Raw genomic sequence first — 21,290 nt, 5'->3', positions numbered from 1 at the left:
CATCAGAAGCAAGGACGCTAACGCTACGCTAACGCTCCGAACGAACGCTCCTCCACTGGCGTGGAGCGTTCGTCGGTGAGCCGTTCAGGCGCGAACGATTATATTTCAATGGGTTAGATCCAATTCGTGCGCCTCGTCCGCACCATCGTTCAAACTGAACGAACGACCTGTTTTTCGACCGATCGCCGTTCAAAAGATCGTTCAGGCCTCCTGTATGTGAAGAGCTCAATCATCATCGTCCTTCCAGCCAATTTCCCGTTTGCCTTTGGGCGTGATCCGGTACTTGTTGCCGCGGCGCTCTAGCAGCTTCTCATCGATCAACCGGCCGCACATGGCATACACCTTCGATTTTTGCGGCTGGCCAGTCGCGCCAACAAAGCCGCACATGATGGCAAGGTTTGCGATCGAACTGTTCCGGTTGGCGGCGATGGCGCGCATGAGCATGTTTTCTTCACTCTCCTGCTGACCCTCATGCATTTGCAGCTTGATTTCGGAGACCGGCTTCGCGACGACGGAGGGCATCAGGCGCCCCTCGGCGTCGATGACTCTTGCACTGTCGGCCACCTCAAGCTCAAACGTCATGGGCTCAAACTCGGGACCGCGGAACTTGCCCAGCCAGTGCAGGGTCGTCTGCCGCTCAGCGGTCGCCCAAAGCGTCAGATTGCCATCGACCTCATTCAGGAAGGCACTGCCCCCCATCGGGAGAAGATTGTCACGCGAAGCGTTCTTGACTGGGTGACAATTGACCAGCACGGCGGGCTTCCCCGGCAGGAAGGTCAACTGCCGCAGCAGCCGGGCATAAGCTCCTTGCTGAGAATTGCTGTTGCTTTCATCGCCCGGGAAGTAGGCCGCCGCCGTGTCCACGATGACCAAGACAAGATCGCTGATCTTTTCCGCTTCCGCCTGGATCTCCGCCATCTTGGCGGCAATGTCGATCACCCCCGAGACGAACCGCATCTTGAGGTCTTCAGCCTTGAAGCCGTAGACATCTGCCAGCACCAAGAACCGAGCCCTGATGTCGTCAGGGTTCTCTCCAGCTAGCAGAAGGACTGTCCCTGCCTTGACCTCCCGGCCATGCATAGGCACGCCTCGATCAACAGCCTGAGCAATGTACATGGTCACGGCCGTCTTACCGTGCCCTGTGCGCGCCGTGAGCGCGTAGAGGTAGCCACGTTGCAACACACCATCGACCAGATAAGCAGGCGGGGTGAAGCCCGCCACGAATTGCTCCGCACTCAGCAGCAGCGGCAGCGGCTCACTGGTCTCGGGGTCGACGTTGGGCTCCGGCGGCCGCTGATCAAAGTTAGGGTTCGGCTTGGCTGCCTCAGCCACCATCTTGGGGTTGCCCCACTTTGCCATTTCCCGCCGCCATTTCTCCATGAATGCGGTCGATCCGCGTCCCTCGCGCTCAAGCAATTCTGCTTTGTCGGCTCCTTCAAGGCGGCTTTTGACCCTGCGCTCATAGACCAGATAGGCAGCTTCGCCGTGCGCCTTCGACTCCGTCTCCGGGGGCTTGATGGGACACTCCCGATACCATTCCAGCACGGCGCGCCAGACCACGTCGCGCATCTCCTCCTCGCGACCGTCTATCCGGTTGCCGAAGGCATCATAGTCGCCGCCGGGGGCTGCTGTGCGCTCGCGGCGACCACCACCTTGATCGCCACCATGCCGCTCTACCAGCTCCTCCACGGCCGCCAGCAGCCACGCCGGCGCCGTCGCAACCTCGATCTCATAGGGCGCACACCCAGGAGCCCAAGCGTATCGTCGCCCGCTCTCGTGCATAGACGCCGGGAGCACGGCAAAGCCGCCCTGCCCGCGGATATCCACCCCGATGGACGTCCTGTTAGTCGGGACTTGCCAGTCCGGCGGAGCCCGAAACAGGATTTGACGACCTCCGCCGCCAGTATGCTGCCGCCAGGTTTCGGGCTCGATGCCGTTGTTATGTATAGCGAGAATGCCGCACCACCAATCACCGGCAGCCCGGCCCTTCTGATCATCCAGGTCGATGACGAAGACATTCCCGCTGGCGCGCCCGGTCAAGATGCCTATGTTGTCGCGGCCTGCGTGCTCGCCGGCGACACCATACCAGCGCGCAAATACCGCATCTGAAACGAGACTTTCTTGAAACTCAGTCCATTCCGATAGCTTCGGGCGCTTCCATGAGGCTCCCTTCGCTACCTCGAACGGCGTATAACAAGGAATCACCTGTAAACCGTAAGCGCGATACATCGCCGCCCATTCTGCCGGATTGGCGAAGTCAGGATCGAACTCTCCGGCAAGAGCTGTGCCCATCATTCTTGTCTCCTCGCGAGCGTGGCTTTGCGAAGGATCTTTTCAACGACGGCATGCTGCTTGGCGCTCAATTCGTAATCACGCGAGTAGCGCGCGGAGACATCGATGGCGAATTGGAATTCCCACTCGGTCAGCACTACTTCATAGCGATCGGGGTCATCGGCGATTTCGGCCAGTCCTTTAAGCAGGGTGGACATCGCCTCGGCGCGCGGATCCTCCTGCCACCACCCGGACTGCGAGCGGCGCCAATCAAGCCGCGCGTAAGCACTGTAGATAAGTTCGACGACGGTCAGACCTCGCTTCATTGCCATGGCGGAAATCAAACGCGCCGCGTTCGCGCGCTCGCCGTCGAACGACGAGCCCAGCATGCCCAAAAGTTTTTCAAGCCGAGCTTTATCAGGTATGTCCAAGACGCACCTGTTATGTAGCAGGATCTCGAAGCGGACTTGCTAGTACGGTGCAAGGGTCAGGTCGGTTACCGCCTTCCTGACCCGATGCAGTTCGCTAACCGAAGTCTCCTGTTGTCCCATCTTGCTCGGGCGGAGCCTCGGCACGGGTCGCTCCGGTGGACGGGGGCGTAGCACCGTTGGGCAAAGACGCTTCCGGCCGAGACGTCGATGCGATTGCCTTTGGGACGAAGGTCAAATCGCCGCGCGCTGTCCACCCAACGATGCGAAACGTCGGATGGAAATTAGTGCTGCTCTTGGCGCCACTACCCGACCTGACGGTCGTCACATGGTCAAGCACGACTACAGGCAACTTGCCCGGGTTGGCCGCTTTTTCCGCTTTGTAGGCCGTATAGAGCTCCTCCATCCCGGAAGTGAATGCCTTACTTGTGCCAGTCAACTCCCGGATGGCTACGGAACCGCCTGCAGACTCTTTCGATAACTTCAGCATGAACCTGACACCATGCTTGTGGTTAGCGCTCGGCTTCTCTGGGAGCTCATTGCCGATTGGCACCAACCTGAAGTCAGGAGCAGAGCCGGGCGTAAGACTGATCCAGCCGGTTTCCCCGTTTTCAAGATCGATGATTGCCTTAAAATGGGCAGTAATCTCAACCGCCCTGCTTTCGAAGCCGTTGGCAGACTCGACGCGATCCAGTCGATAGATCCGACCTGCGCGAGCGTCATATTTCACGATTGGCGTGAAGTCGCCGCCGTTTGAGGGGGCGGTAGAGAATCCAAAAACGTTTGTCATCTTACACTCTCACTTGGTCGCTCCGACTTGGCCCGAAGCGATCGCCACTCCCGATTTATCCGGGAATTTCAAATCCCCCAATGTTCGTATGCGAGCTGTCTTGCAGGACCACCCCAATAAAAGCTCTCTAAGTCTGGAGCTGTGATACTCTTGAAGAACTCGGGATCATCCGAGAGCGCGAGGAGCTTTTCGACCCGCAAAGCAATTTGACGCAACGCCTCGCGGTGCTCGCAGATATTTTCCAGCTGATATGTCTCGCCCTTCTTTGGCGTGATATAGGTGATCCGTGCAGTCATATTATCGGATGCAGCATAAAATGCCGCTTGTCTCGCGTGCGAGATCCTGATTTGCGACGGCATTTTGTCAGTGGTCTTCAATTCAACGATCACACCGTGCCTGGACCACTCGAAATCAAAGTATCCTATGATTGGTAAGCGCAGTCCGTTTGGCCTCCATTCGACAAGGCCCTGGGTACGCGACGGGATCCCATAGGGGCGAAGTTGATCAAGCGCAAAACCGACCATTCGCTCAATCGTATTTCGATGCCGATCTCGCCGAACATCGGACGACAACGCCGTGAGCGTGTCATACGTGACGACGGCTTTCTTGACGCATTGAGCTAATGGGGCAACAGGCTCGCAAAGACCATGCGCAACACCGACCTCAACAGCCACTCCGCGATGGGCCGACGAGCCTACTGGCTGTTTGACGCCAATTACCTTCTCGAGCACCCACATTGCCGGACTAGCGCAAAACAGGTTGAGAGAGTGGGCCGAATGGTGGTCGTAGATTATGCCGCTCATGGACGCTTCTCCCCGAACAAAGCCGCGCTCACGCACCCACGGCGTGAACTTCGGTCAGGAATCGTCAAACAGCCCGTCCTTTCGCGAGACGCGCTTTCCGTGTCGGCAACGCGCCGCTGTACGTGGGAGACCATGGACGCGCACGAGCGAGGAATTGCACGATGCTGTCAGTTGTGATCAGTGTCTTTCCCGCCAATTGCACAGCGCGAAGCGCCCCTGCTTTAATGAGGTCGCTTACAACTGCTTCTGACTGACCGGTGATTACCGCCGCTCGCGCGATAGGCTGATAAGGAACAGCTTGCCACAGGATACCGAGCGCTGACATTTTCGACATAACGTTCTCCGGAAATGAGAGAACGTCATCAATATTCTCTTGGATGCGATTGTCAGCAACTAGCCTGGAACAAAACTACGTCCTTCGCTTCTTCATTCGGCGAAGAACCATTCGAACGCGGTCGACTTCTTCTACGCTGTTAGGGGCCCAACGCGCGTCGATCATCGCAGACAGTATCGCCTCGCGCTCACTCATGCCCTTATCCAAAAGCATCATGACGCACGCGCGAAGCTTGATGTACGGGAACATCCTAGCAAAATCGGCAACTGGCCTACCCACGAGGCGTGTTCGGTCTGAGCATTCAGGCCGCCGCCGTATGATCGCAACTGGCTCGCGACCATTTTTCCAGCTCAGCGAGTACGCCTTATGTGTCCGCTTGCCGTGTTTCCAGTGCAGATCAGGCCACCCCATCACAACCTCTCAATCCGAGCTTTCTTTTGGTGAGCCAAGAACGAGATTTTCAGGCGCACGTGATCGATCGTTCGAAAGTTTACTTTTAGTTAGACCCGAAAATGTGATCAGGCTGTAGATGCACTGATCGGGTGCGTCACGCTATTGTGTGCATCGTGCTGTTTCAAATCATATCGAGGTGACGCATGCGCAATAATGACGACATTCGCGATCCATCCGGGCTCCGCGCGATGTTGACCGAGCAGATGGTGCTTGACCTCGTCCCTATCTCTCGCACCACGCTGTACAGGCTGGAGCGTTCCGGAAAGTTTCCGCGTTCGGTCTACGTCAGCCCGAACAGGCGGCTTTGGTTTCGCGATGAAGTCATCGCGTGGCAGACTGCCATCTATCAGAATGACGAGCGCAACCCCGAGCGAGGTCGTGGCAAGGGACGTAGTCGCCAACGCGTCGCCTAGATGCCGGTGACTATGGCTCTTGAAGCACCGGAGAGAAGCGCTGACCGCTCTCGGAGCGAAAGTTCCTGCCGAACTTGGGCTGAGGCCTATTGACGTCTAGATGAGCGGGCGGATTGCAGTGCATTCGATTCAATGACAATTGCAGTGCGAGGCTGGCGGATCCTCAATTGTCGGCCTATCCTCCGTCGAAGCGCCTTCGCGCTCGCCGGCTCTATGCAGAGGCCTAGAGAGTTGATCTGTCGCTCGATTATGCGGCACGCAAAAACGCTTCGTTCGGCGCATCAATCGGGAGCAAAGTCGCGGTCCGTCCTAGAACGGGAAGATGTGGGGTTTGATTCTTACGCGTCAGAACTGCGATGCGCGTTGGCGCCCCCGACCCAATGTCTTGCACGTCCAAAAACTTTGTCACGGCGCTATTCACAGCATTCGCATTCGGGCCAATCACTTCAAACAGGGCAACATGGTCATCAGCTTGTACCGCAGCATCGAATTCCCACGTGTCCGATTTACCCTTGATCTTCGCCTTTTGCTTAATTCTTCTTTGGCCGTAAACGTGATCCAGCTTCTCCCAAAGCACCGCCCGGGCGTCCGCGTGTTCAGTCGTGGCAAGAATGGTCGCGGTATTCTCGACAGCAGTCTTTGCGGCATTAGCAACCGATGCGACAACGACAACCAGTTCCTCGACCCCAACTTCCATCTCGAAAATCATGTTTCGGTCGAAGCGGACGCCGAAGCGCGCGGCAATATCACCAGCAAGTCGCACAAACGTTTTCTCGCCACCCATTAGACCTGCCTCTCGTCGGGCACCTCCCATGTCACTGACAAGAAAGCCATCCCGCAGGCGAGAAATTTCGACGCCGACCATCGACCCACCAGGGTAAAGCAGCGGCAACGACAGTCGCGCGGCGTCCGCCCCGGGGGTAATTCGGATCAGAGCCCGCGCAACTTCATCCGCTATTTGGGTGATGGATTTTTGAAGTTCGATCAGAGCAAGTACTCCTGCCACGGCGGGGCGGGGAAATCGTCCAGCCCCTGAATATTAAACTCTTGCGCCACCATACGCAAAAAACTCCGAAAACTCGTTAACGGTTCGGAGAATGGCACGGCAATGGGCAGATTGTGAGGGGGCAGAAAGGCTATGCCGCCGACCTTCGCGTTATCCTCGAAGCGGTGAATGTGACAATGCTCCACAACGGGGGGCACGTGTCCGAGACCGGCGGTTTTGCGGGCGATAGTATTGAAGTGTGGGTCAGCGGGCCAAGCGTCAATGCGGGAGATGTTCACAAACGAACGTCGGCCACCCGCGACCTCCAGCGTCGCCGTTACGTCATGCTGACGGCGATAGGCCCAAGCACTCAACCGAAGTCGGACGCCTTCCAAACCGACCCCGTTTTCGTCGGCCAGCGGAATGATAACCTCTGTCGTCTCGGCGGCCACAGTATGCAGCTCCGATTTCGACATGGAGTTCGTGCTCGGCGGAGGTGGCTCCGGATCGGACCACGAGGGCCATGACACAAGCGTCTTGCGCGCTGCGGCTATTTCAGCCCAACGTCGCTCGACCACCGGCTCCTTTGATTTCGCCGTTTTCCCCGCCACGCCCGCCGCCCGGAACTTCCCTTGATAGTACAACCCGGGAGCATTCTCGCAAGGGTTGGTTGCCGTTTTCGGGACAGGTTTAGTTGTGCCGCAGCACAGGATAATCCTCGTGGGCCGAAGAATTCAGGTCCCTTCCCACAGCAGGAATCACCGGTCACGAAAGGGGGCGTCGGCTCGTTCTATCTGACGCCTTGCTCGCTTACGCGGGCGCGAACCCGGAGCGAGATCGCCACGACAGGAGACAAGCCCAATTGCAGTGTCTCCCAATGCTCCATGCGTCGGCATTGAGCGCGCGCCGCAGCCATGGTTTCGCACAACTCGTTTTGGAGGCGACGCGCGGTGGCGATGGCGTCATCTGCCTGTTTGAGCAGGATGTCTCGTTTGGCTGGCGCGTGCATAATCAGGAAGAACCGGGATAGGTTCTGTCCGTTCCTTCGCCCCCATGAATTAATGTGCTCCAGAGAGGGGCGTTTGTGCTAATCTCCGGCCATCACCGACCAAGGCTCTGCCGTAGGCGTCGGTGGCTGAGAGACCTCTTGCGCTCCCGCCTATAGCGAGGAGCCAAGGATGGATCGGTCTCGCCAACTTCAACACTTAGAGCAAGCTGAGCGCCACCTGCTGAGTGGCGAGCAGAATGTTGCGAGCCAGGAGCAGTGTATCGAGGCCCTTGAACGTCACGGGCATGACACAGATCTGGCTCGCGCTCTGTTGGAAACATTCCTCTGCACGCAAGCGCAGTTTGTCGCGCACCGCGACCAGATCCGCCGAGAATTAAATCAGGCCGGAACGAATGCCTATCGTCTCGACCCACCACCGGCCTTCTTACATCGGCATTTTAGCAGCGGTGATCTTGATCATTGCTCTTATAGAGGCCAGCGCCGGAGGTTCGCGAAAGCGAGGTCCGTTACTTCTGCGCCAGCTTGATTGTTGAGACAGGCCATTTGCCGGGATGGCCAGCTATGGAAAGACGCAACCCGTGCGCCTCGTCCAAGTGTAATCCTTCGACGGTCCCGGCCTTGCCGTCAGTGAGCACGACTGCCTTGCCGATCAATTCCGCCTCGGCTTTGTGATATTCCCGCAGGAAGGCAGCGGCGTGCGCTTTAGCTCGGGGCATTTCCTAAGGCGTCTCGTCCCTATAGCGACGGTGCAGTTGCAAAACTGATCAGACTGGGCCGCGTTCCCAACGGACCTATTCAGCCACGGGTGCCGAAGTGCAGCGTTGCGGTGGCGGGATTGCAAGCTAGTCGCGCCCGGCGTCTCTGAAACTAGGGCCTATTGGGGCCTGGCGAATTTGAGGGAGGCACCGCCCTTCGCTAGAGAGCAACCGTAAGTCCTTGAACGTGAGATGATTTCCGCAGTTTAGGCGCCATTAAAATTGTGCTTGCGGCCAGGACCACACGGTTTTGCCGTACGCAGGCAGATCCCGCTTCGCCCAAAGGGCTTGGCCGGACACGGCGCCGTTCGTCCGACGCGGCTTGCGAGGTGCTCACGAGGCTCGGCTCAATCCACTGCCCCGCCCTGCCACTCACATCCGCGACGGCGCCGCCCACGTCCACCGCAGCCCGATCCGCGGCTCGTGACGACGTACGACCGCCCCTTTTCGCCGGATCAGGATCGGCGACACATACGCCAAATCCGAATTTCGGTAAAGCGGAATATTTTGACGCGAGGTGGTTGACCAAGGCTTGGCTGTTTGCCAGTCGGCCCGTGCAATTCCTGGTAGGTCGGGTTATCCCACGCGGCGGGTGCGGGCCCTGGTCTCCCAGCGATCCAGCATCTGGCCGAGTTCACCGAGGGCGGGGAGCGGAGTGTCGTTGGTGTTCGCAGGCACGGTCGGGCTCAGCCAGTCCGGCTGCGTGTAGCCGCCCGAGCGGCGAGCCGCGGCACGCCGTTTGCGGGACTTGAAATCGCGCGTGACATAGCCGGCCGCATACGCGGTCCCGAGCAACACGATCAATGTGATGACACCTTGCACCATTGGCTGCGACCTTTCGTGCAAAAACTTCTGCGCAGCAATAGGGGCGAGGTCAAGGCTTGACGGGGCCCAAACTGGGGCCCGGTCGAGCACGACACGAATGGGTCGCCTCCTGCACGAGCGGAACAGCCATGCGCAAATGATGCGGCATCGTCCGTGACAACAGTCAGCGGCGCCGCCGGACCTCGCCGGCGCCGTATTGTCCGGATAGCATCGTCGTTGAGAGAAGAATCATCGATGTCGAATCCATGCGCGTTGTGATTTGCGGCGGCGGCGTGATCGGGGCTTGCACGGCCTACTTCCTGCGTCGTCGCGGGGTCGACGTAATCGTGGTTGAGCGAACCGACATCGCAGCCGCGGCATCTGGCAAGGCTGGCGGCTTCCTCGCGCGGGACTGGTGCGCCGGCACGCCGCTCGATGCGCTGGCACGTCGCAGCTTCGCGCTTCACGCGCAATTGCCGGAAGAGATTGCAGGCGATTGGGGCCATCGGCCGATGAGCACGTATAGCGGCTATGTTGCGCCCGATCGCGACCCGCGCCGGAATGCGCCGTCCGTGCTCGACTGGCTGAGCGAGGGCATCGTCATCGCACGGCGCATCGGAACGACCGAGACGACCGCGATCGTTCATCCCAGGAAATTCACCTTGGCGATGATGAATGCGGCGATCGCAGATGGCGCCGAGCTTCGCCATGACCGCGTCACCGGCATCGTCCGCGATGCGGATGGGAGGCGCGCGAAGGGTGTCGAGATCGACGGCGGCATCATCGAAGCCGATGCCGTTGTGATCGCGATGGGACCGTGGTCGCTGCTCGCGGCGCAATGGATGAGCCTGCCCGCTGTCTATGGACAGCGCAGCCCGAGCATCGTGTACGACCTCGGCCCCAACGCACCCGCCGATGCGTTGTTCCTGGAAACCGAGATCGATGGCGACGCGGCGTCGATCGAGGTGTTTCCACGCGCCGATGGAAGCGCGCATATCACCGCGCTCTCCGACATCGCGCCGCTGCCCCTCGATCCGGCGACCGTGACGCCTGACAGCGAGGCGATCGTGCGCCTGCAAGCCATGTCCGAACGGCTGTCGCCGCTGTTTCGCCCGGAGATGATCATGGCGCAGCAGGCCTGCTTCCGCCCCGTGACCGAAGACGGCCTGCCGCTGATCGGCCGGATACCGGAAAGCGAAGGGCTCTATGTCGCGACCGGGCATAATGTGTGGGGCATCCTGAATGCGCCCGCCACCGGCGAAGCCTTGGCGCAGCTGATCATGGATGGCGTGACACGAGACGTGAGCCTCGCGCCATTCGACCCGGGCCGGCTTCAACCGCTCGACCCATCGTTGCTGCAAGCGCGCTGAGCCTGCGCGACGGCTGCCTTGCACACCCGCGATACACTCGCATGCCCGCCGACGAAATCTGCATGCCTGGGTGCGGAATACCGGGTCTGCCGTGCCCGATATTTGCGCAGCTAGACTTTAGTCCCCATCGTACAATCCTGAATACAGTTTTACTTGCCGAGGATGCTCTCGCCGTTATAGTCCGCCCCAATTGCTCAAAGAAGCTTGAGTGAAGGGAGATAACAACATGAATAAAGCACTCTCTGGTGCATTGCGAAGTGCGTTTGGTGCGGCCGCGGCGGGCGCATTGTTGGCGGCCTCAGGTGCGGCCTTTGCGGCCGATCCGATCAAGATCGGCGTGATCGCGGAAGCGCAGGCGATTGCCGGCGCATCGATCCCGCAGGCGGCGCAGCTCGCCGCCGAAGAGATCAACGCCGCGGGCGGCGTGGACGGCCGCAAGATCGAGATCATCGGCTACGACAATCACTCCTCCTCGGCAGATTCCGTTCGCGCGTTTCAGCGCGCGGTGAACGAGGACAAGGTCAATGCCGTCATCGCCAGCTATATCAGCGAAGTGGTGCTGGCGCTGGAACCGTGGGCGGCGCGGCTGAAGACGCCGTTCGTCACGCCGGGTGCGGCCTCCAACGAGATCAGCAAGAGCGTCCACGCCGATTACGAGAAGAACAAGTACACATTCCACGGCTATCTGACCTCGGCGGCGCTGGCGCTCTCGGTCTGCGACGGCGCCAAGGATCTGCTCGTCGACAAGCTGCACATGAAGACCGCCGTCATCATGAGCGAGGACGCCGCCTGGACCAAGCCGCTCGATATCGGCTACGAGGAGTGCCTGCCCAAGATCGGGCTGAAGGTGCTCGACCACATCCGCTTCTCGCCTGACACCACCGACTTCACCCCGATCTTCAACAAGATCGAAGGCTCGAAGCCCGATGTGATCATCACCGGCATCTCCCATGTCGGCGTGCAGCCGACGGTGCAGTGGAAGAACCAGCAGGTGCCGATCCCGATGTTCGGCATCTCGTCGCAGGCGACCAACGAGACCTTCGCCAAGGACACCAACCAGGCGGCCGAAGGCGTGCTCTACCAGGGCGTCTCCGGGCCCGGCGTGGCCGTGACGCCGAAGTCGGTGCCGTTCGCGGAAAACTTCAAGAAGAAGTTCGGCAACTATCCCTCCTATGCCGGCTACACCGCCTACGACGAGGTCTATTACCTCGCCGACGCCGTGAAGCGCGCCGGCTCGACCGACGCCGACAAGCTGGTCGATGCGCTGGAGAAGACCGACTGGGAAGGCACGATCGGCCGCGTCCAATTCTACGGCAAGGACGATCCGTTCACTCACTCGATCAAATACGGCAAGGGCCTGATCACCGGGTTGATGCTGCAATGGCAGGACGGCAAGCAGATCGCGGTCTGGCCCAAGGACGTCGCCAAGACCGAGATCAAGTTCCCGAGCTTCATCAAGCTCAGCAACTGATCGGAGACGCTCCCGGGACGACCTCCCGGGAGCTTCCACTTGCGGCCCCTCCCGCAGCACCTTTCCTCAAAGCGGCAGCTAGGCTGCCACCCGGCCAATCATAGATGCGAGCTTTCCAGATCCTGATCGATGGCTTTGCCATCAGCGCTCTCTACGCTCTCGGTGCCACCGGCTTCACGCTGATCTTCGGCGTCTCAGGCGTGCTCAACCTCTCCCACGGCGCGATCATGGTGGCGGCAGCGGTGGCGGCCTGGGCCGCCGCCAGCATCCTCGGCGTCGGCACCTATGCCGGCGCGCTGATCGGGGTCGGTGTCGCGCTCCTCACGGCGTTCGCCACTTACTTCGCGGTGGTGAAGCCCATTCAGGACTCCCGGCGCATTCCGAATGAGGAAAAGGAGATCTTCGTCCTCACGGGCACCCTGCTCTGGGGCATCATGATCCAGGAGCTGATCGCCTATTTCTTCACCAACAACGCCAAGACGGTGCTGCCGATCGTCGAAGGCGTCGTCGACATCCTCGGCGTCCGCACGCCGACAAACGAGATCTTCACCGCGATCGTGTGCTGCCTCGTGATCGGACTGCTGTGGCTGCTGGTGAACCGCACCCGCACCGGCAAGGCCGTGCTGGCGGCCTCCATGAATCCCCGCGGCGTGACGCTGCTGGGCCTCGAGCTCACCAACATCTACATCGTGGTCTGGACGATCTACGGCATCCTCGCCGGCATTGCCGGCGTGCTGCTCGGCATGTTCTTGGGGGTCAGCTCCTACAGCGTGGGGCCATTGACCGCGAGCGCGTTCTCGATCGTCGTGCTCGGCGGCCTCGGCAGCGTCTCCGGCTCGCTGATCGCAGCCTTCGTTGTCGGCTATCTCGAAACGTTGACCGCTTATCTGGTCTCGCCCGCCTACCGCACCATTCCGGCGCTGCTGCTGCTCGTGTTCGTGATGTACATCCGGCCCCAGGGCCTTCTGGGGAGGCGCTGAGATGGCTGGCTTCTTTACCTCGCGCCTGTTCTTCGTCTCGCTGGCGCTCGTCATCGTCGCGGCGACGCTGCCGCTTTATGTCTCCGGCTATGTGCTCGGCCTCCTCACCGTCGCGTTCTATTTCGGCGTGTTCGCGATGGCCTGGGACCTGCTGTTCGGCTTCGCGGGCGAAGTCAATTTCGGCCCGACGTTCCTGATCGGCGTCGGCGCGTACACCGCCGGCATCCTGAATGCCCAGTTCGGCTGGTCGGTGTACGTCTGCATCGTGCTCGGCGCGCTCGCTTCCGTCATCGCCGGTCTCGTGCTGGCGCTGCCGGCCTTGCGCGTGCGCGGGCCGTATTTCGGCCTGACCACGCTGGTCGCGGTCCTGATGCTGCAGAACTTCGTCGTCGTGTTCGCCGATCTCACCGGCGGCGAGATCGGGCTCACCATCCCCGACGTCATCACCATCAATGCCGGCGCCAACTACTGGATCGCGCTCGGCTTCATGACGATCTCGGCGGCGATCCTGTACGGCCTGTCGCAATCGCCTGTCGGCCTCGTGCTGCAAGCCAGCGGCCAGGATCCGGTGCAAGCAGGCGCGCTCGGCTTCAACATCGTCAAGCACAAGCTCGCCGCCTTCGTCGTCAGCGCGTTCTTCTCTGGATTGTCGGGCGCGCTGCTGGTGTTCTATTTCGGCACCGCCTCGGTCGGCACCGTGGTTGACGTCGCGGTCGGCGTCAACGTGATCGTCTCCGCCGTGCTCGGCGGCCGACGCACCGTGCTCGGCGCCGCGCTCGGCGCGATCTTCCTGATCGTGGCCGGCGAATTTCTGCGGCCGACCGGCGAGCTCGCGACCTTCATCGTCTCGGCGGTCGCCTTGCTCGTCGTCCTGTTCTTCCCCGGCGGCTTTCTCGGAGCGGCCCTCTCGCGCGAGGCTCGCTCGTAATGGATCAGAGGCTTTCCAACCGGCCCGTGCTCGAAGTCCGCGGCCTGACCAAACGCTTCGGTGGATTGACCGCGGTGAAGAATCTCGGCTTCGACGTCAATGCGGGCGAGATCTTTGGCCTGATCGGGCCGAACGGCTCGGGCAAGTCCACCGCGATGAAGAGCGTGATGGGCATCGAGCGCCCGACATCAGGTGACGTGATCTTCGAAGGGGAGAATGTCGCCGGCCTGCCCGCGCACAAGATCGCGCGCAAAGGCTTCGGCATGGTGTTCCAGCACTCGCGGCCGCTGAACCGGCAGACGGTGCTGGAGAACATCATGGTGGCGCTGCTGCCGGACAGCCTGTTCATGCTATTCCCGGACAAGGCGCTGGTCGAGCGCGCCAAATGGATCGCCGACCGCGTTGGCCTGGGAGCCGTGATGAATCGCCGCCCGCCGACGCTGCCCTTTGCCGATTTGCGAAGACTCGAGCTCGCGAAAGCCATCGCGCGCGATCCGAAGGTGGTGCTGGTCGACGAGCCCTTCGCCGGCCTGACCCGTGCCGAGGTCGACGTGTTCTCCGACCTGATCCGCAGTTTTCGCGACGAGGGCCGTGCGGTGATGCTGGTCGATCACAACGTCAAGAGCGTCGCGGCACTCGTCGATCGCGTGCTGGCGATGTATCTCGGCGAGGAGATCGTCACCGGCAGGGCCGACGAGGTCATGAAGAACGAGACGGTGCGGCGGGTCTATCTCGGCGGCGCCATCGAGACCCATGCCCGGCCGGAGACCAGCTTCAAGGACAAGGTGCCGCTGCTGCAGGTCGAGAATGTCAGCGTCCATTACGGCAAGGCGCAGGCGCTGGAGAATGTCTCGATCCATATTCACGAGGGCGAGTTCGTCTCCATCGTCGGCCTCAACGGCGCGGGCAAGACCACGCTGTTCAACACCATCTCCGGGTTCCTGCCCTACACCGGTGAAATCGTGCGCGGCGGCGAGAAGCTGCGCGGCACGAGCCCCGCCAGGATCGCGCGCAGCGGCCTCGTGCAGTGCCCTGAATCGCGAGAGCTGTTCGGCGAGATGAGCGTGCGCGAAAATCTCGATCTCGGCGGCCAGCATCTCGATGACGACGCAAGGGCGAAGCAGCTCGCCTGGTTGTTCGAGCTGTTCCCGATCCTCAGAGAACGCCAGGGCCAGATGGCGCAGACACTGTCCGGCGGCGAGCAGCAGATGCTTGCAATCGGCCGCGCCTTGATGATGCAGCCCCAGATCCTGATCCTGGACGAGCCGACGCTGGGCCTCGCGCCCGTCATCCTCGAGCTGCTCTCCAAGGCGCTCACGAGGCTGCGGCAGACCACGTCGATCACCGTGCTGCTCGGCGAGCAAAACGTCACCTTCGCGCTGCCGCACGCCGACCGCGTCTATGTGCTGGAGCACGCACGGATCGTCTGGGAGGGCGATCCCGGCCGCTTCGCCGCGGAGGCCGGCGCCGATTTTCTCTAATCACGTATCAACAACGGAAAAACGCAGGAAACAAAAGAAAGGGAAACGACCATGGGATCATCGACGGCTCTGGGTTCTGCCCTCCTCACCTCGGCGCTGGCGCTGTGCCTCGCCGCCCCCGCCTACGCGCAGGCGAACGATCCGATCAAGATCGGCGTCATCGCCGAGGTGCAGTCGATCGCGGGGGCTGCGACGCCGGGCGGCGCACAGATCGCCGCCGACGAGATCAACGCCAAGGGCGGCATCCTCGGCCGCAAGGTCGAGATCGTCACCTATGACAACAAGAGCTCCTCGGCCGACTCGGTCCGCGCGTTCCAGCGCGCGGTGAGCGAGGACAAGGTCTCGGCGGTGATCGCGAGCTACATTTCCGAAGTCGTGCTGGCCCTGGAGCCCTGGGCGGCGCGGCTGAAGATGCCGCTGATCACGCCGGGCGCCGCCTCGAACGAGATCACCAAGGCTGTTCACAGCGACTACGAGAAGAACAAGTACACCTTCCACGGCTATCTGACCTCGGCCGCGCAAGCGCAGCTCGTTTGCGACGCGGCGAAGGACCTGCTCGTCGACAAGATGCACATGAAGACGGTCGCGATCATGAGCGAGGACGCCGCCTGGACCAAGCCGCTCGATATCGGCTACGAGGCCTGCCTGCCCAAGGCGGGCTTGAAGGTTGTCGAGCACGTGCGCTTCTCGCCCGACACCACCGACTTCACGCCGATCTTCAACAACATGGAGGCCAAGAAGCCCGACGTGATCGTGACAGGCATCTCGCATGTCGGCGTGCAGCCGACGGTGCAGTGGAAGAACCAGCAGGTGCCGATCCCGATGTTCGGCATCAGCGCGCAGGCGCTGAGCCCGACCTTCTGGAAGGACACCAATGGCGCGGCCGACGGCGTGCCGTCGCTCGCAGTCGCGACGCCCGATGTTGCCGTCACCTCCAAGACAAAGCCGTTCGCCGCCGCCTTCAAGGCCAAGTTCGGCACGCCGCCGGCCTATACCGGCTACACCGCCTATGACGACGTCTACATCATCACCGACGCCATCAAGCGCGCCGGCTCGACCGATCCGGACAAGATGGTCGCGGAGATGGAGAAGACCAATTTCGAGGGCACGATCGGCCAGATCCAGTTCTACGGCAAGGACGACGAGTTCACCCATGGCATCAAGTCCGGTCCGGGCGCGGTGACCGGCCTGGTCTTCCAATGGCAGGACGAGAAGCAGGTCGTGGTCTGGCCCGAGAAGATCGCGGATGGCAAGCTGAAGTTTCCGAACTTCGTGAAGCTGTCGCAGTAAGCGGAAGGGCGGCTCCGCAAGCGCGCGATGCCCGGGCCGAGCCCGGGCATTTCGTTTTTGCCCTTGCTGCCAGGCACTCTTGCAAATTCGGCAAGGTCGATCAAAGTAAGGACCGGCACGCAGGCAGCTTTCAAGAATCTGCGGCTCACCAAGGAGGACGCATGCTCCCCTATGTCGCCCACGATCCTCGCTTCGAGCGGCTGGTCATCGGCCATGTCAATCTCGAAAAGCTTTTCACCGGTTGCCGCTGGGCCGAGGGCCCCGCCTACTTTCCGGCCGGGCGCTACTTGATCTGGTCCGACATTCCGAACAACCGGATGATGCGCTTCGACGAAACCGACGGCTCCGTGTCGGTGTTCCGCGCGCCGAGCTTCAACTCCAACGGCAACACCACCGATCGACAAGGACGGCTGGTCAGTTGCGAGCACTTCATGCGGCGCGTCAGCCGGACCGAGCACGACGGCTCGATCACCGTGCTGGCCGACGCCTTCGAGGGCCGCCGGCTGAATTCGCCCAATGATGCCGTTGTCAAATCGGACAATTCGATCTGGTTCTCCGATCCGACCTACGGCATCGACAGCGACTATGAAGGGCAGCAAAGCCCGTCCGAGATCGGCGCCTCCAACGTCTACCGGATCGATGCCAGCTCCGGCGCCATCACGCGCGTCGTGTCCGACCGAGTGCAGCCCAATGGACTCGCTTTCTCGCCCGATGAAACCAGGCTCTACGTCGCCGACACCGGCGCCACGCATGTGCGCGGGCTGCCGCCGACGATCTGGTCTTATGAGGTGAAAGGACAGACCGTCGGGGAAGCCTCGCTGTTCGCCACCTGCCCGGACGGGCTCTATGACGGCTTTCGCGTCGACATCCACGGCAATATCTGGACCTCCGCGGGCCGCAGCGTGTTCTGCTATGCGCCCGACGGCACCCATCTCGGCACGGTCCCGATCGGCGAGATCGTCGCCAACGTCTGCTTCGGCGGCCCGCGCCGCAACCGCCTCTACATCTGCGGACAGACCTCGCTGTATTCGATCTATCTCAACACGCGCGCGGCGGTTTAAGGACGTGCTCGCGGCGTCGCGTCAACTCGTGACGCGTTCGCCGCGGCCGTAGACCAGCAGCATGAAGATGATCACGAGGCCGTAAATGACCTGGCGGCCGGCCTCGGGCATGTCCATGATCGACAGCACGCTGTTGAGCAGCACGATCAGCACGACGCCGATCAGCGTGCCCAGATAGCGGCCGCGGCCACCGAGGATGTTCGTGCCGCCGATCACGACCGCCGCGATCGATGGCAGCAGATAGGCATCTCCCATGCCCTGATAGGCCTTGGTGGAGTAGCCGGCGAGTAGCACGCCGGCGAGCGCGGCGGCGAGACCGCAAAGCACGAAGCAGATCACGGTGATGCGCCGGGTATCGACGCCAGCGAGATACGCGGCTGCCTCCTTGTTGCCGATGGCGTACACGTAACGTCCGAGCGCTGTGCGCTGGAGGATGACGGCAACGATGACAGACACTCCGGCCCAGACAAACAAGGCATTGGGGATGCCGAACGTGCGGTCGCCGGCGAGCATCCGCATCAGATCGGTGGCGGCGGTCTGCGGCGCATAACCGCCCGTATGGGCCACCATCAGGCCGCGCATCACCGCGTTGACGCCGAGGGTGAAGATCATCGAGGGCACGCGCAGATACGCAACACCGATGCCGTTGATGAGGCCGACCAAAAGCCCGATGCCGAGCCCGACCGGAATGGCGAGCGGTCCGCCGATCGACGTCGCCATCATGGCGGCGGCGGCGAGCGTCCAGGGCACCGACAGATCGATCTGGGCGATCAGGATCACCATCATCATCCCGGCGGCGACGATGCCGAGGAAGGCGCCGATCTGAAGCTGTTGCAGCAAATAGGTCGGCGACAGCAACGGTGCGCTGCCGAAGCGGGCAAAGGTATAGACCGTGCCGGCCACCAGGATGACGAGGATGAACAGGGCCGCGATCAGGATCGGGCGGTCGTCGCGCGAGAGACTGAGAGAGGCCGAACTCATCGAAACAGCTCCAGCGTATTCTTGACGCGCAGGACCCCCAGCGCGCCGATGCTGACCGCCGCCAGCAGGATCAGGCCCTCGAACAGCGGCTGCAGCAGCGGCGCGATGTCGAAGATCCGGAAGAAGAACGAAATGACGCGCAGCACCATGGCGCCGAAGATCGAGCCGATCGCGCTGCCGGTCCCGCCCAGCAGCGACGTGCCGCCGATCACGACGGAGGCGATCGAGTTGAGCGTGTAGGCGCCGGCCTGCGGGATGTCGGCATTGCCCGAGGAGGTCTGGATGGCGAGGAACAGGCCGCCGCAGCCGGCGAAGAAGCCGGCGAGCGTGAAGGCCGCGATCTTGGCGCGGTCGATCGGCAGGCCCGACATGTAGGCGGCGCCTTCGGCCGAGCCGACCGCATAGACGGCGCGGCCAAGCACGGAGCGGCGGAACGGCACCCAGACCAGCAGCGCGATCAGGATCAGCAGCACGAAGGGCACCGGAATCCAGGCGACCGGCGCAAACCAGCTTGCCGCGCCGTCATCGAAGATGTGAACCGTCGCCGCGAAATCTCCGAGCGAATTGGTCAGCGCCCAGTTGAGATCCTCGTCGATCTTGCCGCCCGGCGTCGGCCGCAGGAACAGCGCGATGCCGATATAAACAGCGCCGGTCGCGAGCGTCGCGATGATCGGCTGGATGCGTCCATAGACGACGATGCAGCCATTGATGAAACCGGCCAGCGCGCCGGTGGCAAGACACACAACGATGCCGAGCAGGATACCGCTGACGCCACCGGGAAACGTCCCAAGACCGAGATGCAGGCCGAAGATCTCGAGATGCAGCGGGGTGCCGTCCGCCACGCCCGTGAGCAGATAGCTCGCGAAACAGCCCACCATGGTCATGACGGCGCCCACGGAAAGGTCCAGCCCCGATGCCAGCACCGGCACGGTCTGGGCCATCGCCAGCATGGCAAGCGCAAAGATCTCGTCCCCATTCTGCACCAGAACCGCCGACGAGAAACCCTTGGGGTGAGCGAAATTGTAGAGCAGATAGAGGACCGCGAACAACAGGACGGCGGTGACGATGCCGATGTTCTGGCGAATCCGGATGGCGACATCGTCAAGCATGGGCGGCTCCGGAACTCTCCGGCGTCGCGCCGTCGATGTTCAGCGCGCTCGCGATGATATTAGTCTCGGTGAGGTCGTCGCCTTCGAGCTCGCGCACGATGCGCCCGTCATACATGATCGCCACCCGGTTGCAGCAGCCAATGAGTTCATCGTAGTCGGTCGAGTAGAACAGGATGGCGGCGCCCTGGTCGGCGAGCTCGCGCATCAGGCGGTAAAGCTCCTGCTTGGTGCCGACGTCGATGCCGCGGGTGGGGTCGTTGAGCAGGATGATCTTGGGGTCGGTCATCAGCCATTTGGCGAGAACGACCTTCTGCTGGTTGCCGCCTGACAGCGTGGATACCGCATCGCCCGGCGCCCCGATCTTGATTTGCAGCCGTGCGATGGCGCGCTTGATCGCCTCGTTCTCGCGGGCGCGGTCGACCAGAGGTCCCTTCGAGATCGCGTCGAGCGAGGCGATCACCAGATTGTCGGCGATCGACATCGGCAGCATCAGGCCTTCGGTCTTGCGATCCTCCGGCACCAGCGCGATGCCGACCGATTTCGCCGCGGCCGGGGACGCTGGACGCACCTCGCGGCCTTCGACGGTGATCTGCCCGGAGACGCCGCGCAGCACGCCGAACAGCGCCAGCAGCAGCGATTTCTGTCCCTGGCCATCGAGCCCGCCGAGGCCGACGATCTCGCCGGCGCCGACGCGAAGCGAGATATGGTCGAGGTGCCGGTCCCAGCTCAGATTCTCGACATCAAGCACCGGCTTCGGCGCTTCCCGCGCAGGCTTGGGCGGATATTGGGCCGCGATGTCGCGCCCGATCATGAGCTGAACGATATCGGCGGTCGAGCGCTTGCCCTTGTCGAATGTCTCGATATGGCGTCCGTTGCGGAACACGGAGGCGCGGTCGGCAAGCGCCTCAACCTCGTGCATCCGGTGCGAGATGTAGAGGATGGCAACGCCCTCGGCCTTGAGCCGCGCCAGCATGGCGTACACCTTCTCGACATCCGCGCTGGTGAGGGCCGAGGTGGCTTCGTCGAGGATCAAAAGCTGCGGCTTCTTGCCGAGGGCCTTGGCGATCTCCACCACCTGGCGCCGCGACAGCGGCAGGTCGCGCACGCGCATCAGCGGGTTGACGTCCTCGCAACCGATCTCGGCCAGCAGCTGCTCGGCGCGTCGGCGCTGCGCCCGTGCGTCGATGAGACCGAAGCGGCGCGGCGGCGACGCGATCGAGATGTTGTCCGCGACCGAGAGGTCGGGCATCAGCGACAATTCCTGAAAAATGCAGACGACGCCGGCTGCATTGGCCGCCGACGGCGTCGCGAAGCTGACATCACGACCATCCAGCCGCATGGTGCCGCTATCGGGCTGGACCACGCCGGCGATGATCTTGATCAGCGTCGACTTGCCGGCGCCATTCTCGCCCAGCACCGCGTGGATCTTGCCGCGCTCGCAGGCGAAGTCGACGCCTTCGAGCGCGCGCACGCCGGCGTAACGCTTGGAAATTCCGGACAAGGTGAGGAAGGCAGATTGACTCAGGATGGCGTCTGGCATGACGGGGCTCACGCAGCGGCGGCCCGGCAAAGGC

20 protein-coding genes are annotated in these 21,290 nt (G+C 62.0%); 9 read left to right on the top strand and 11 right to left on the bottom strand.

The annotated features are described in order from the left end of the window. Positions 1-225: 225 nt before the first annotated feature. From ACVWZ4_RS21275 to ACVWZ4_RS21260, 4 genes are all read right to left on the bottom strand, one after another. On the bottom strand, positions 226-2,295 hold the full coding sequence (locus ACVWZ4_RS21275; RefSeq protein WP_456736472.1) for a bifunctional DNA primase/polymerase: 2,070 nt from the start codon (positions 2,293-2,295) through the stop codon (positions 226-228). Continuing rightward, positions 2,292-2,702: a hypothetical protein gene (locus ACVWZ4_RS21270; RefSeq protein ID WP_456736473.1), complete on the bottom strand. Its 411-nt coding sequence runs from the start codon at positions 2,700-2,702 to the stop codon at positions 2,292-2,294. Before ACVWZ4_RS21270 ends, ACVWZ4_RS21275 begins: the two co-directional genes overlap by 4 nt. A 94-nt stretch (positions 2,703-2,796) precedes the next feature. Beyond that, positions 2,797-3,489, bottom strand: coding sequence for a hypothetical protein (locus ACVWZ4_RS21265; protein ID WP_456736474.1), 693 nt, complete (start codon positions 3,487-3,489; stop codon positions 2,797-2,799). 68 nt (positions 3,490-3,557) lie between these two features. Further along, positions 3,558-4,292, bottom strand: coding sequence for a hypothetical protein (locus tag ACVWZ4_RS21260; RefSeq protein ID WP_456736475.1), 735 nt, complete (start codon positions 4,290-4,292; stop codon positions 3,558-3,560). A gap of 930 nt (positions 4,293-5,222) precedes the next feature. Here ACVWZ4_RS21260 and ACVWZ4_RS21255 point away from each other — a divergent pair. Then, positions 5,223-5,492: a helix-turn-helix transcriptional regulator gene (locus tag ACVWZ4_RS21255; RefSeq protein ID WP_456736476.1), complete on the top strand. Its 270-nt coding sequence runs from the start codon at positions 5,223-5,225 to the stop codon at positions 5,490-5,492. Between the two features lie 247 nt (positions 5,493-5,739). On the opposite strand, the gene ACVWZ4_RS21250 is transcribed toward ACVWZ4_RS21255, so the two are convergent. Next, positions 5,740-6,498 carry a hypothetical protein gene (locus tag ACVWZ4_RS21250; RefSeq protein ID WP_456736477.1) on the bottom strand — a complete coding sequence of 253 codons (759 nt, stop codon included), beginning with the start codon at positions 6,496-6,498 and terminating at the stop codon, positions 5,740-5,742. Beyond that, positions 6,477-6,953: a hypothetical protein gene (locus tag ACVWZ4_RS21245; RefSeq protein WP_456736478.1), complete on the bottom strand. Its 477-nt coding sequence runs from the start codon at positions 6,951-6,953 to the stop codon at positions 6,477-6,479. The genes ACVWZ4_RS21250 and ACVWZ4_RS21245 overlap by 22 nt, the downstream gene beginning before the upstream one ends. Positions 6,954-7,354: 401 nt before the next feature. Between ACVWZ4_RS21245 and ACVWZ4_RS21240 the strand changes: the two genes are divergently transcribed. After that, on the top strand, positions 7,355-7,507 hold the full coding sequence (locus ACVWZ4_RS21240) for a hypothetical protein (RefSeq protein WP_456736479.1): 153 nt from the start codon (positions 7,355-7,357) through the stop codon (positions 7,505-7,507). A 485-nt stretch (positions 7,508-7,992) separates the two neighbouring features. On the opposite strand, the gene ACVWZ4_RS21235 is transcribed toward ACVWZ4_RS21240, so the two are convergent. Together ACVWZ4_RS21235 and ACVWZ4_RS21230 are read right to left on the bottom strand one after the other, a co-directional pair. Next, entirely contained in the window at positions 7,993-8,202 is a 210-nt protein-coding gene (locus ACVWZ4_RS21235; RefSeq protein ID WP_456736480.1) for a PRC-barrel domain-containing protein, read from the bottom strand. 615 nt (positions 8,203-8,817) lie between these two features. Further along, on the bottom strand, positions 8,818-9,066 hold the full coding sequence (locus ACVWZ4_RS21230; protein ID WP_456735947.1) for a hypothetical protein: 249 nt from the start codon (positions 9,064-9,066) through the stop codon (positions 8,818-8,820). Positions 9,067-9,311: 245 nt separating this feature from the next. On the opposite strand from ACVWZ4_RS21230, the gene ACVWZ4_RS21225 reads away from it, so the two are divergent. The 7 genes from ACVWZ4_RS21225 to ACVWZ4_RS21195 all read left to right on the top strand — a co-directional run bounded on the left by ACVWZ4_RS21225 (position 9,312) and on the right by ACVWZ4_RS21195 (position 17,626). Beyond that, complete coding sequence (locus tag ACVWZ4_RS21225) at positions 9,312-10,415, top strand: NAD(P)/FAD-dependent oxidoreductase (RefSeq protein WP_456741104.1); 1,104 nt, start codon at positions 9,312-9,314, stop codon at positions 10,413-10,415. A gap of 226 nt (positions 10,416-10,641) precedes the next feature. Further along, positions 10,642-11,886, top strand: coding sequence for an ABC transporter substrate-binding protein (locus tag ACVWZ4_RS21220; RefSeq protein ID WP_456698914.1), 1,245 nt, complete (start codon positions 10,642-10,644; stop codon positions 11,884-11,886). Between the two features lie 104 nt (positions 11,887-11,990). Continuing rightward, complete coding sequence (locus ACVWZ4_RS21215) at positions 11,991-12,866, top strand: branched-chain amino acid ABC transporter permease (RefSeq protein WP_456698915.1); 876 nt, start codon at positions 11,991-11,993, stop codon at positions 12,864-12,866. Position 12,867: 1 nt separating this feature from the next. Beyond that, complete coding sequence (locus tag ACVWZ4_RS21210) at positions 12,868-13,794, top strand: branched-chain amino acid ABC transporter permease (protein ID WP_456741103.1); 927 nt, start codon at positions 12,868-12,870, stop codon at positions 13,792-13,794. Then, positions 13,794-15,275 carry an ATP-binding cassette domain-containing protein gene (locus ACVWZ4_RS21205; protein ID WP_456698917.1) on the top strand — a complete coding sequence of 494 codons (1,482 nt, stop codon included), beginning with the start codon at positions 13,794-13,796 and terminating at the stop codon, positions 15,273-15,275. The genes ACVWZ4_RS21210 and ACVWZ4_RS21205 overlap by 1 nt, the downstream gene beginning before the upstream one ends. Positions 15,276-15,326: 51 nt before the next feature. Further along, on the top strand, positions 15,327-16,565 hold the full coding sequence (locus tag ACVWZ4_RS21200) for an ABC transporter substrate-binding protein (RefSeq protein ID WP_456698918.1): 1,239 nt from the start codon (positions 15,327-15,329) through the stop codon (positions 16,563-16,565). 161 nt (positions 16,566-16,726) lie between these two features. Next, entirely contained in the window at positions 16,727-17,626 is a 900-nt protein-coding gene (locus ACVWZ4_RS21195; RefSeq protein ID WP_456763338.1) for an SMP-30/gluconolactonase/LRE family protein, read from the top strand. A gap of 21 nt (positions 17,627-17,647) precedes the next feature. Here the strand turns inward: ACVWZ4_RS21195 and ACVWZ4_RS21190 are convergent, their stop codons facing one another. The 3 genes from ACVWZ4_RS21190 to ACVWZ4_RS21180 are packed head-to-tail and all read right to left on the bottom strand — an operon-like array spanning position 17,648 to position 21,256. Further along, the gene (locus ACVWZ4_RS21190; RefSeq protein WP_456698920.1) at positions 17,648-18,607 is read right to left on the bottom strand and encodes an ABC transporter permease; all 960 of its coding nucleotides are present in this window, start codon (positions 18,605-18,607) and stop codon (positions 17,648-17,650) included. Next, complete coding sequence (locus ACVWZ4_RS21185) at positions 18,604-19,716, bottom strand: ABC transporter permease (protein WP_456698921.1); 1,113 nt, start codon at positions 19,714-19,716, stop codon at positions 18,604-18,606. The genes ACVWZ4_RS21190 and ACVWZ4_RS21185 overlap by 4 nt, the downstream gene beginning before the upstream one ends. Further along, positions 19,709-21,256, bottom strand: coding sequence for a sugar ABC transporter ATP-binding protein (locus tag ACVWZ4_RS21180; protein WP_456698922.1), 1,548 nt, complete (start codon positions 21,254-21,256; stop codon positions 19,709-19,711). The genes ACVWZ4_RS21185 and ACVWZ4_RS21180 overlap by 8 nt, the downstream gene beginning before the upstream one ends. Positions 21,257-21,290: the final 34 nt, after the last annotated feature.

Source organism: Bradyrhizobium sp. USDA 4472 (genome assembly GCF_054058595.1).
Note: the sequence above shows the minus strand (reverse complement) of the source record. Positions and strands in the feature narration are given on the sequence as shown.

Bases quoted from the DNA above. Each gene is read 5' to 3' on its own strand.
- ACVWZ4_RS21180 (WP_456698922.1), bottom strand. From the start codon at position 21,256: ATGCCAGACGCCATCCTGAGTCAATCTGCCTTCCTCACCTTGTCCGGA.
- ACVWZ4_RS21195 (WP_456763338.1), top strand. From the start codon at position 16,727: ATGCTCCCCTATGTCGCCCACGATCCTCGCTTCGAGCGGCTGGTCATC.
- ACVWZ4_RS21255 (WP_456736476.1), top strand. From the start codon at position 5,223: ATGCGCAATAATGACGACATTCGCGATCCATCCGGGCTCCGCGCGATG.
- ACVWZ4_RS21260 (WP_456736475.1), bottom strand. From the start codon at position 4,292: ATGAGCGGCATAATCTACGACCACCATTCGGCCCACTCTCTCAACCTG.
- ACVWZ4_RS21185 (WP_456698921.1), bottom strand. From the start codon at position 19,716: ATGCTTGACGATGTCGCCATCCGGATTCGCCAGAACATCGGCATCGTC.
- ACVWZ4_RS21205 (WP_456698917.1), top strand. From the start codon at position 13,794: ATGGATCAGAGGCTTTCCAACCGGCCCGTGCTCGAAGTCCGCGGCCTG.
- ACVWZ4_RS21190 (WP_456698920.1), bottom strand. From the start codon at position 18,607: ATGAGTTCGGCCTCTCTCAGTCTCTCGCGCGACGACCGCCCGATCCTG.
- ACVWZ4_RS21235 (WP_456736480.1), bottom strand. From the start codon at position 8,202: ATGCCCCGAGCTAAAGCGCACGCCGCTGCCTTCCTGCGGGAATATCAC.
- ACVWZ4_RS21225 (WP_456741104.1), top strand. From the start codon at position 9,312: ATGCGCGTTGTGATTTGCGGCGGCGGCGTGATCGGGGCTTGCACGGCC.
- ACVWZ4_RS21220 (WP_456698914.1), top strand. From the start codon at position 10,642: ATGAATAAAGCACTCTCTGGTGCATTGCGAAGTGCGTTTGGTGCGGCC.
- ACVWZ4_RS21240 (WP_456736479.1), top strand. From the start codon at position 7,355: ATGCTCCATGCGTCGGCATTGAGCGCGCGCCGCAGCCATGGTTTCGCA.
- ACVWZ4_RS21275 (WP_456736472.1), bottom strand. From the start codon at position 2,295: ATGATGGGCACAGCTCTTGCCGGAGAGTTCGATCCTGACTTCGCCAAT.
- ACVWZ4_RS21230 (WP_456735947.1), bottom strand. From the start codon at position 9,066: ATGGTGCAAGGTGTCATCACATTGATCGTGTTGCTCGGGACCGCGTAT.
- ACVWZ4_RS21200 (WP_456698918.1), top strand. From the start codon at position 15,327: ATGGGATCATCGACGGCTCTGGGTTCTGCCCTCCTCACCTCGGCGCTG.
- ACVWZ4_RS21210 (WP_456741103.1), top strand. From the start codon at position 12,868: ATGGCTGGCTTCTTTACCTCGCGCCTGTTCTTCGTCTCGCTGGCGCTC.
- ACVWZ4_RS21245 (WP_456736478.1), bottom strand. From the start codon at position 6,953: ATGTCGAAATCGGAGCTGCATACTGTGGCCGCCGAGACGACAGAGGTT.
- ACVWZ4_RS21265 (WP_456736474.1), bottom strand. From the start codon at position 3,489: ATGACAAACGTTTTTGGATTCTCTACCGCCCCCTCAAACGGCGGCGAC.
- ACVWZ4_RS21215 (WP_456698915.1), top strand. From the start codon at position 11,991: ATGCGAGCTTTCCAGATCCTGATCGATGGCTTTGCCATCAGCGCTCTC.